At 71.7% G+C, this 7,939-nt stretch carries 8 protein-coding genes; 2 read left to right on the top strand and 6 right to left on the bottom strand.

Annotated features, from left to right (window positions below):
• Positions 1-176: 176 nt before the first annotated feature.
• From ND748_RS20065 to ND748_RS20055, 3 genes are all read right to left on the bottom strand, one after another.
• Positions 177-1,700 carry a catalase gene (locus tag ND748_RS20065; protein ID WP_251747541.1) on the bottom strand — a complete coding sequence of 508 codons (1,524 nt, stop codon included), beginning with the start codon at positions 1,698-1,700 and terminating at the stop codon, positions 177-179.
• Between the two features lie 15 nt (positions 1,701-1,715).
• Positions 1,716-2,177: a Fur family transcriptional regulator gene (locus ND748_RS20060; protein ID WP_251747540.1), complete on the bottom strand. Its 462-nt coding sequence runs from the start codon at positions 2,175-2,177 to the stop codon at positions 1,716-1,718.
• Between the two features lie 96 nt (positions 2,178-2,273).
• Positions 2,274-3,428, bottom strand: coding sequence for an oxidoreductase family protein (locus ND748_RS20055; protein ID WP_251747539.1), 1,155 nt, complete (start codon positions 3,426-3,428; stop codon positions 2,274-2,276).
• A 258-nt stretch (positions 3,429-3,686) separates the two neighbouring features.
• On the opposite strand from ND748_RS20055, the gene ND748_RS20050 reads away from it, so the two are divergent.
• The gene (locus ND748_RS20050; RefSeq protein WP_251747538.1) at positions 3,687-4,904 is read left to right on the top strand and encodes an NAD(P)/FAD-dependent oxidoreductase; all 1,218 of its coding nucleotides are present in this window, start codon (positions 3,687-3,689) and stop codon (positions 4,902-4,904) included.
• A gap of 95 nt (positions 4,905-4,999) precedes the next feature.
• Positions 5,000-5,860, top strand: a complete 861-nt coding sequence (locus tag ND748_RS20045; protein WP_251747537.1) for an SAM-dependent methyltransferase — start codon at positions 5,000-5,002, stop codon at positions 5,858-5,860.
• 15 nt (positions 5,861-5,875) lie between these two features.
• Here ND748_RS20045 and ND748_RS20040 read toward each other — a convergent pair whose 3' ends face one another.
• The 3 genes from ND748_RS20040 to ND748_RS20030 all read right to left on the bottom strand — a co-directional run bounded on the left by ND748_RS20040 (position 5,876) and on the right by ND748_RS20030 (position 7,929).
• Positions 5,876-6,952 (bottom strand): LLM class flavin-dependent oxidoreductase, encoded by a 1,077-nt coding sequence (locus tag ND748_RS20040; RefSeq protein ID WP_251747536.1) that lies wholly within the window; start codon positions 6,950-6,952, stop codon positions 5,876-5,878.
• Positions 6,953-7,077: 125 nt separating this feature from the next.
• Positions 7,078-7,647 (bottom strand): hypothetical protein, encoded by a 570-nt coding sequence (locus tag ND748_RS20035; RefSeq protein WP_251747535.1) that lies wholly within the window; start codon positions 7,645-7,647, stop codon positions 7,078-7,080.
• Positions 7,648-7,800: 153 nt separating this feature from the next.
• Positions 7,801-7,929, bottom strand: coding sequence for a hypothetical protein (locus ND748_RS20030; RefSeq protein ID WP_251747542.1), 129 nt, complete (start codon positions 7,927-7,929; stop codon positions 7,801-7,803).
• Between the last annotated feature and the right edge of the window lie 10 nt (positions 7,930-7,939).

The following is a 7,939-nucleotide window of genomic DNA, read 5'->3' as shown; positions in this document are numbered from 1 at the left end:
GGGCCGGGCGGCATGCCGACCTCCTGCGGGCTGATGCGCTCGCGCCGGCTGCGCAGGAACAACGCCAGCTCGCCGCGGGGGGGGGGGGGGGGGGGGGGGGGGGGGGGGGGGGGGGGCGGGGGGGGGGGCCCGCCCCCCCCCCCCCCCCACGGTCCGCCCGGGCGCACGCGCCTGGCTCAGGCCTTGGCCTGCGCGTCCGACCGGGCGGGGTTGGCCTGCTGGGCCGCCTTCGGGTCGGTCAGGTGCTGCTTGGCCCGCACGCCGGCCTCGATCCGGGCGCCGAGCTCCTTGTCGACGTTGCGCCAGTACTCGAAGGCACGCTCGAGGATCGGCTCGCTGACGCCGTTGAGCAGGTGCCCGACGATGTTGTCGACCAGCCGGGCCCGGCCGGCGTCGTCGAGGACGTCGCGGACCATGGTGGCGGCCTGGCTCCAGTCGTCGTCGTCGGGACGCAGGGTGTAGGCGGTGCGCACCATCTCACCGTCGGCGTGCCAGCGGCCGCCGTCGTCGGTCAGCTCCGGCCGGGCCGCCGGGCCACCGTACGAATTGGGGGCATACACCGGGTCGCTGACGTTCTGCACCCGCATCGCCCCGTCCTTGGAATAGCTGTTGACGGGGACCTTCGGCGAGTTCACCGGGATCTGCTTGTAGTTCACCCCGAGCCGGGCGCGGTGGGCGTCGGCGTAGCTGAACCCGCGGGCCAGCAGCATCTTGTCGGGCGACAGCCCGGTGCCGGCGACGAGGTTGTTCGGCTCGAAGGCGGCCTGCTCGATCTCGGTGTGGTAGTCGCTGACGTTGCGGTTGAGGGTGAGCCGGCCGACCTCGTGCAGCGGGTAGTCGGCGTGCGGCCACACCTTGGTCAGGTCGAACGGGTTGAGGTGGTAGGTCTTCGCGTCCTCGAACGGCATGATCTGCATCTTCAGCGTCCAGCTCGGGAACTCCCCGTCCCGGATGTGCTCGTACAGGTCACGCTGGTGGTAATCGGTGTCGATCGCCGCCATCTGGTCGGCCTCGTCCTGGGTGAAGAACTCGATGCCCTGGTCGGTCTTGAAGTGGTACTTCACCCAGAACTGCTCGCCGGCCGCGTTGATCCACATGTAGGTGTGGCTCGAGTAGCCGTTCATGTGCCGCCAGGTGCGCGGGATGCCGCGGTCGCCCATCAGCCAGGTGACCTGGTGGGCGGATTCCGGCGACAGCGTCCAGAAATCCCACTGCATGTCGTGGTCGCGCAGGTTGTTGTCGGCACGTCGCTTCTGCGACCGGATGAAGTGCTGGAACTTCAACGGGTCCCGGATGAAGAACACCGGGGTGTTGTTGCCGACGATGTCGAGGTTTCCCGCGCTGGTGTAGAACTTCACCGCGAAGCCGCGGGGGTCGCGCCAGGTGTCGGGGGAGCCCCGCTCGCCGGCCACGGTCGAGAAGCGGATGAGCACGTCCGTCTCGGTGCCGGGCTGGAACACCGCCGCCCGGGTGAAGGCGCTGACGTCCTGGGTCACGGCAAAGGTGCCGAACGCACCGCCACCCTTGGCGTGCGGCTGGCGCTCCGGGATCCGCTCCCGGTTGAAGTTCGCCATCTGCTCCAGCAGATAGTGGTCCTGTAGCAGCAGTGGGCCGTCCGGCCCGACGGTCAACGAGTGTTCGTCGCTGGCGACGGGCACTCCGGCGTCGGTCGTCGTCGGACGGGTCTCGTATGCGGTCACAACGTCCTCCTCGCCTTACCGTGCAGGGACACCAGCCGATCTGCTGTCACCAGATCTGCAGTCACGGCACACGCCCCAGAACACGACCTCGGCCTCTTCGATCACGAACCCGGCGTCATCACTCGGCTCCAGACAGGGGCGGGCGCCGGTCACGCAGTCCACGTCGGCTACCCGGCCGCAGGCGCGACAAACCAGATGGTGATGGTTGTCGGCCGTGCGGGTCTCGAAGCGGGCCGGCGAGCCCGCTGGCTCGATCCGGCGGACGAGACCGGCGGCCACGAAGGCCGCCAGCACGTCGTAGATGGCCTGCTTCGAGACCGTGCCCAGCCTGGTGCGGACCTGCTCGGCCACCGCGTCGGCCGTGGCGTGCGGATGCTCGGCGAGCACGTCGAGCACCGCGAGCCGCGGCCCCGTCACGCGCAGGCCGGCCCCCCGCAGGCCGGCCGCACGCGATGCGGTTTCCCGGTCGGTGGCCATGGGCCGATCGTGCCACCTTTTCTGGAACAAGTCAATTTAACGACCGAGTCGTCTTGCTGGGCCCCGAGCAGGGCCAGAGTTGACGACTGAATCGTCTTACTGGGCCTCGAGCAGGGCCAGGGTGTCGAGGTCGGCGGTCGCGACGGAGAAGCGTCCGATCATCGTGTGGTTGTCCTGCCCCCAGTGGTCCTTGGTACCCATCCAGGCCTGCAGCCCGTACATGGCCCACCGCCGGTACTGTTCCCAGATCGCGTCCGCGGCCGGCACGTCGCGCGCGCCGGTGGCCAGCAGCGCCTCCCGGTAGCGGGCGAGCAGCTCGCGTTCGTGGGCGCGGCGCTCCTCGACGGTGAGCGCGCCGACCATGAAGTAGCTGACGTCGCGCCAGGCGTGGCCCTTGCGGACCATCTGCCAGTCCAGCCAGATGCGGTGGCCGTCCGGGCGCAGGTAGGTGTTGCCGAGGTAGGCGTCGCCGTGCACGATCGTGCGCGGCCCGGTCTGTTCGCGGGCGTACTGGTTGAGCAGGTCGTAGGCGCGCAGGAAGCGCTGCGGGTCGGCGACCATCCAGGCCGGCAGCCGGTCGATGTAGACGTCGCGCCCGAGGTTCTCCTCGACCAGCCACCACATGATGCGGGCCTGGTCGCAGTCGCCGCGGGTGTCCATCGAGGTGGGCAGCCAGCTCGCCGCGTCGAGCCGGGGGCTCGCCCAGTAGCTGCCGTGCAGGACGGCCATGTCGTCCAGCGCCCGGCCGACCGCGTCGACGCCGAGGTGCTGGAAGCTGCTGCCGAACTCGCCGCCGAGTTCGATCAGGTCCTCGAGGACCGCCAGCCCCTGGCCGCTGCCGTCGGGATCCCAGTCGGCGTAGTAGAACCGCGGCGCCGGGATCTGGGTGCCCTCGACCAGCTCGTGGTAGAAACGCGCCTCCACCTGGCAGATGTCCATGGGATTCGCGCGGCCGGTGAAGTTCGCCTTGAGGCACAGGTGCTCGGGCAGGCCCGCCCGCCGGCCGACCTCGTTGTAGGTGACGGCGACCCGCCCCTTCGTGGTGTGCGTGCTGCGCAGCTCCACGGTCCGCAGGTCGGTCACCTCGATGCCCGGGTAGCGGTTGGCCAGCATCGCGCCTAACCAGGGCGCCGTGACCTGCTCCCAGCGCATCGGCATCGGTGCCGGCCGGGCATACGGACCGTAGCTGGCCAGTTCCTTGACGTCGGGCCGCCAGGGCTGGGCGGAGGGCAGGCTCGGGCTGTTCGACACGCGGAGACTCCCGTCGTTCACACTCGGCTACGACACCCGCCCCGTGCAGGCATTGGCGCTGGTGGCAGATTGTGTCAGCCTTGCCCGTGACATGCCCGTTCCCGTGGGCCGCGCGGTCCGGTCCGGATCAACCTTTATCTCTGGCACCGGGTGCCACTAGAGTTCTGGGCGTCCGGCAGCCGGCGCAGGTGTGTGCCGGTGTAGCTGTGTCGTGTTGGTGGGCGCTGGCCCGCCCCGGTCGTGGAGGGCTCTGGCTGCATGGACAGGATCGTCATCGTGGGGGCCGGGCTCGCCGGCGGGCGGGCGGCGGTGGAGCTGCGCGCGCAGGGGTTCGCCGGGAGCATCGTGCTGCTCGGCGCGGAGGAGCACCCGCCCTACGACCGGCCGCCGTTGTCCAAGGGCGTGCTGTCCGGTCGGGTCGAGGACACCACCCTGCCGTTCGACCTCGGCGGCGTGGAGGTCCAGCTCGGTCGGCGGGCCACCGGGCTGCGGCCCGGGGCCGTGGAGACGGACGCCGGCCCGGTCGCCTACGACGGGCTGGTCCTCGCCACCGGCGCCGCGCCGGTGACCCTGCCGGGCGACGGGCCGCAGCGGGTGCTGCGCACCATCGACGACGCCCGCGCGCTGCGCGACGTGCTCAAACCCGGCGTCCGGCTGGTCGTCGTGGGCGCGGGGTGGATCGGCGCGGAGGTCGCGACGATCGCGGCGAAGATCGGCGCCGAGGTGACGGTGATCGAGGCGGCCGCGTCGCCGTTGCAGGTGGCCCTCGGCGGCGAGGTCGGCGGGCAGACCATCGCCTGGTACGCCGAGGCGGGCGTGGACCTGCGGCTCGGGGTGTCGGTGCGCGAGATCGGCCCGCAGGCGCTGGTGCTCGGCGACGGCGAGGTGCTGCCGGCCGACCATGTCGTCGTCGGGGTGGGCGTGCGTCCGGACACCGGGTGGCTCGCCGGCTCCGGTCTCGTCGTCGACCGCGGGGTCGTCGTCGACGAGCATCTCACCGCCTCCTGGGACGCCGGCTCGGATGGTCCGCCCGTCGTGGTGGTCGGGGACTGCGCGGCGTGGTGGTCGCGGCGCTACGACCGTCGGCTGCGGGTGGAGCACTGGGACTGCGCGCAGGGCAGCCCTGCCGTCGCCGCCACCACGTTGCTCGGGGGCGAGGCCGTCTACGACCCGGTGCCCTACTTCTGGTCGGAACAGTTCGGTCGGATGGTGCAGGTCGTGGGGCTGGCGGGGGCGGGGGACACGCGGGTGTGGCGGGGGGATCCGGGGGCCGTCGCGGCCCCGGAAGCCAAGCGGGCGCCCGGCTGGTCCGTCGGCTGGTTCGCCCCCGACGGTCGGCTGTCCGCGATCGCGACGGTGAACCGCCCGATGGACGCCGTCGCCGCCCGCCGGCTGATCGCCGCCGACGCGGTCGTGGACGCCGAGCGTTTCACCGACCTCGCGATCGCCCTCAAGGACCTCGCTCCCACCGCCTGAGCCTGCCGTCACTGCTGCCTGGGGGCGCGATTCGTCATGAATAATGCGCAGAGCGAGTGATTCACTCCACTGCAGACGAGAGGCATGGGGCTGGCGTGGGAGATGGGCAGGATCGTGAGGATCCCAGGCCGTGGTGGAACAGCGCGGTCGAAATCGACCGGGCACCGATTGATCTGAAGACCGATCAGCCGCACTCGGCCCGCATCTACGACTACTTCCTGGGCGGGAAGGACAACTACCCGGCGGACCGCGCCGCCGCCGAGCAGGCGCTGATCGGCTTCCCGACGGCCCGGACCGGCGCCCGGGAGAACCGGGCCTTCCTGCGCCGGGTGACCCGCTTCCTGGTGGCGCAGCGAGGGATCACGCAGTTCCTCGACATCGGCACCGGCATCCCCACGTCCCCGAACCTGCACGAGGTCGCGCAGGCGGCGGCCCCGGACGCGCGGGTCGTCTATGCGGACAACGATCCGATTGTGCTTGCGCACGCCCGCGCCCTGCTCGCCAGTACTCCGCAGGGCCGGACCGCCTACATCGACGCGGACCTGCGGGATCCGGCGGCGATTCTCGCCTCGGCGGAGCTGCGGGACACCCTCGACCTGACCCGCCCGGTGGGGCTCTCGCTGGTCGCGGTCTTCCACTTCATCCCCGACGAGGCCGACCCGTACGGGATCGCCGCCAGGCTGCTCGACGCGCTGCCCGCCGGCAGCTACCTGGCACTCTCGCACGCCACCGGTGACTTCGACCCCGGCGCCGAGGAGCTGGCCGCGACCTACCGGGCGCGGGGCGTGTCGATGACCATGCGCGGCCGGGCGGCGGTGGAACGGTTCTTCGCCGGGCTGGAGCTGGTCGAGCCGGGCGTGGTGGCCGCCCAGCGCTGGCGCCCGGACGACCCGAGTTTCGGGGGAGTGGCGGACGCCGAGGTCAGCGGCTACGGCGCTCTCGCCCGCAAACCCTGAGGGAGGGCTGGTCGGTCACGCCGGGCGGTCGGCACGGTCGCGGCCGCCGGCTCCACCCCTGCTGTCCGCGGCCGGGGAGAGAGCGGCGAGGTGCGGGAGGACGTCCGCCGCGAACCGTTCCCGCGAGCGCCGGGCGGTGGCGGCGTCGAGGTAGCCGAAGCTGAAGCCCGCGATGACGTAGGTGATGCCGCCGTCGGCCAGCGCGCGGAACTGCTCGATCACCTCCCCCGCGGTGCCCGTGACGAGGACCTCGCGAACCTTCGCCGCCAGGGCGGGGTCGACGTCGTCGGTGCTCGGGGCGATGCCGGCCCTGGGCGGGACACTGTTGGTCAGCGCCTGCGAGGTCTGCACCTGGCGGACGATCTCCCGCACCACCCGCTCGCGGCCGTCGTCGTCGCCCAGGTAGACGAATCGGTTGACCTGGAACTCACGTCCGGGCGGCAGTCCGCCGGCGTCCTCGATCCAGCGCCGACGCTGCGCGATCTCCTCGATGGTCGTGAGGCCGGGCAGCATGTAATGGAAGCCACGCTCCGCCGCCACGCGCAGGGAGTCGGGACTGGTCGCCGCCATCCAGATCGGCGGGTGCGGCTGCTGGGTCGGGCGGGGCAGCACGGTGACCGGCGTGTCGATCCGGACGAAGCGGCCCCTGAAGTCGCTGTCCTCGTGGGTGAACAGTCGCTGGAGGGCCTCGACCGCCTCCGTGAAGATCTCCCGGTTGTCCGCCCGGTCCCGGCCGAACCCGAGGAACTCGTGTGGCTGGTAGCCACGTCCGATGCCGAGGTCGAGTCGCCCCCCGGACAGGGCGTCCAGGGTGAGGACGTCCGCGGCCAGGCGGACCGGATCCCAGAAGGGAAGGACGAGGACCGACGTCCCCAGCCGGAGCCGGGGGGCCGCGGCCGCGACCTGGGCCAGCAGGAGCAGGGGCGAGGCGGTCAGGCCGTAGGTGGAGAAGTGGTGCTCGGTCAGCCAGATGCCGGCGAAGCCGCTGTCCTGCGCCCAGCGGGCGTCCCGCAGAAGGTCCGCGTAGATCGTCTGCGCGGTCCGGGAGTCGCCCGCGGGCGCCATGTTCAGATATCCGAGTCCGACGCGCATGGGGTTCTCCGTTCGCCGGGCGGCGGCAGGGGCACGGGCGGTACCGAGGGATGGGCGGTGCGGGGCCGGGCGGCGATCGTCTCGCTGCCGGCGAGGCGTCGCCGCCCGCCGGGCGCGCAGCGTCCTCAGCCGGCGAGGATGATCCGCGCCTCGACCGGCTGGTGCGGCTCGATCACCCGCCATTCCCGGCGCCCGTCCAGCCCCCGGTAGGCACCGTCTATCCCGACCGCCGGGTATCCGACCCAGCGGCCGTTCTTGACATCGTTGAAGTCAGCCCATCCCTCGGCGTGAATGATGCCGTCCCGCAGATAGATGTCCTCCGTGTAGTACGTCAGGACGGCGCCACCGACCTTCTTGTAACGGACCTCGAACCGGCCGAAGACGACGCCGAGCCGCTCCCGGTCGGGATCGTAGAGCTCGTCGTAGTAGTTGCCGATCTGGCCGATCTGAGGATCGCCGATGTCGATGTTCTGCTCGGTGCTGATCTGCGGCTCGTGGAGCCCCTCGAGCACCACCGACAGCCCCGTGCCCTGGTCGGTCGTGCCTGTGTCCGTCGTGCCTGTGGCCGTCGTGCCCGTGGCCTTGATGCTGCCGGCGGGTGCGATGGACAGCAGGCGGGTGGCCGCGATCCAGGTGGCGGCGAGGACCGTTCCGGAGACAAGCCCGGAGGCGGACATCGATCTGCGGATGTTCATCGTCATCCTTTGCTGGGTCCGAGTGTTCTGGGCGTGCACCCGGCGCGGCCGGTGCGCCGGCGCGGTCACGTGATGCCGGTGCAAGAGTCCCGAGCCGCTCTGAACACCGGCTTAGCCACGGCTAAACCCGCCTGCGGTGGGCGCGCAGCGCGGTCAGTCCGGGAAGTGGCAGGCGATTCGGTGGTCCGCGGCGACCGGGCGCAGCGCCGGCTCCTCCTCGGCGCAGCGGCCACGGGCGCGCGGGCAGCGTGCGCGGAAGGGGCACCCGCCCGGGGAGCGCAGGGGCGAGGGT

The sequence above is a fragment of the Frankia sp. AiPs1 genome, from assembly GCF_023716945.1.
In the GTDB taxonomy this organism is placed as follows: domain Bacteria; phylum Actinomycetota; class Actinomycetes; order Frankiales; family Frankiaceae; genus Frankia.
The sequence above is the reverse complement of the archived record's forward strand: the minus strand, read 5'-3'. Positions and strand labels throughout refer to the sequence as shown.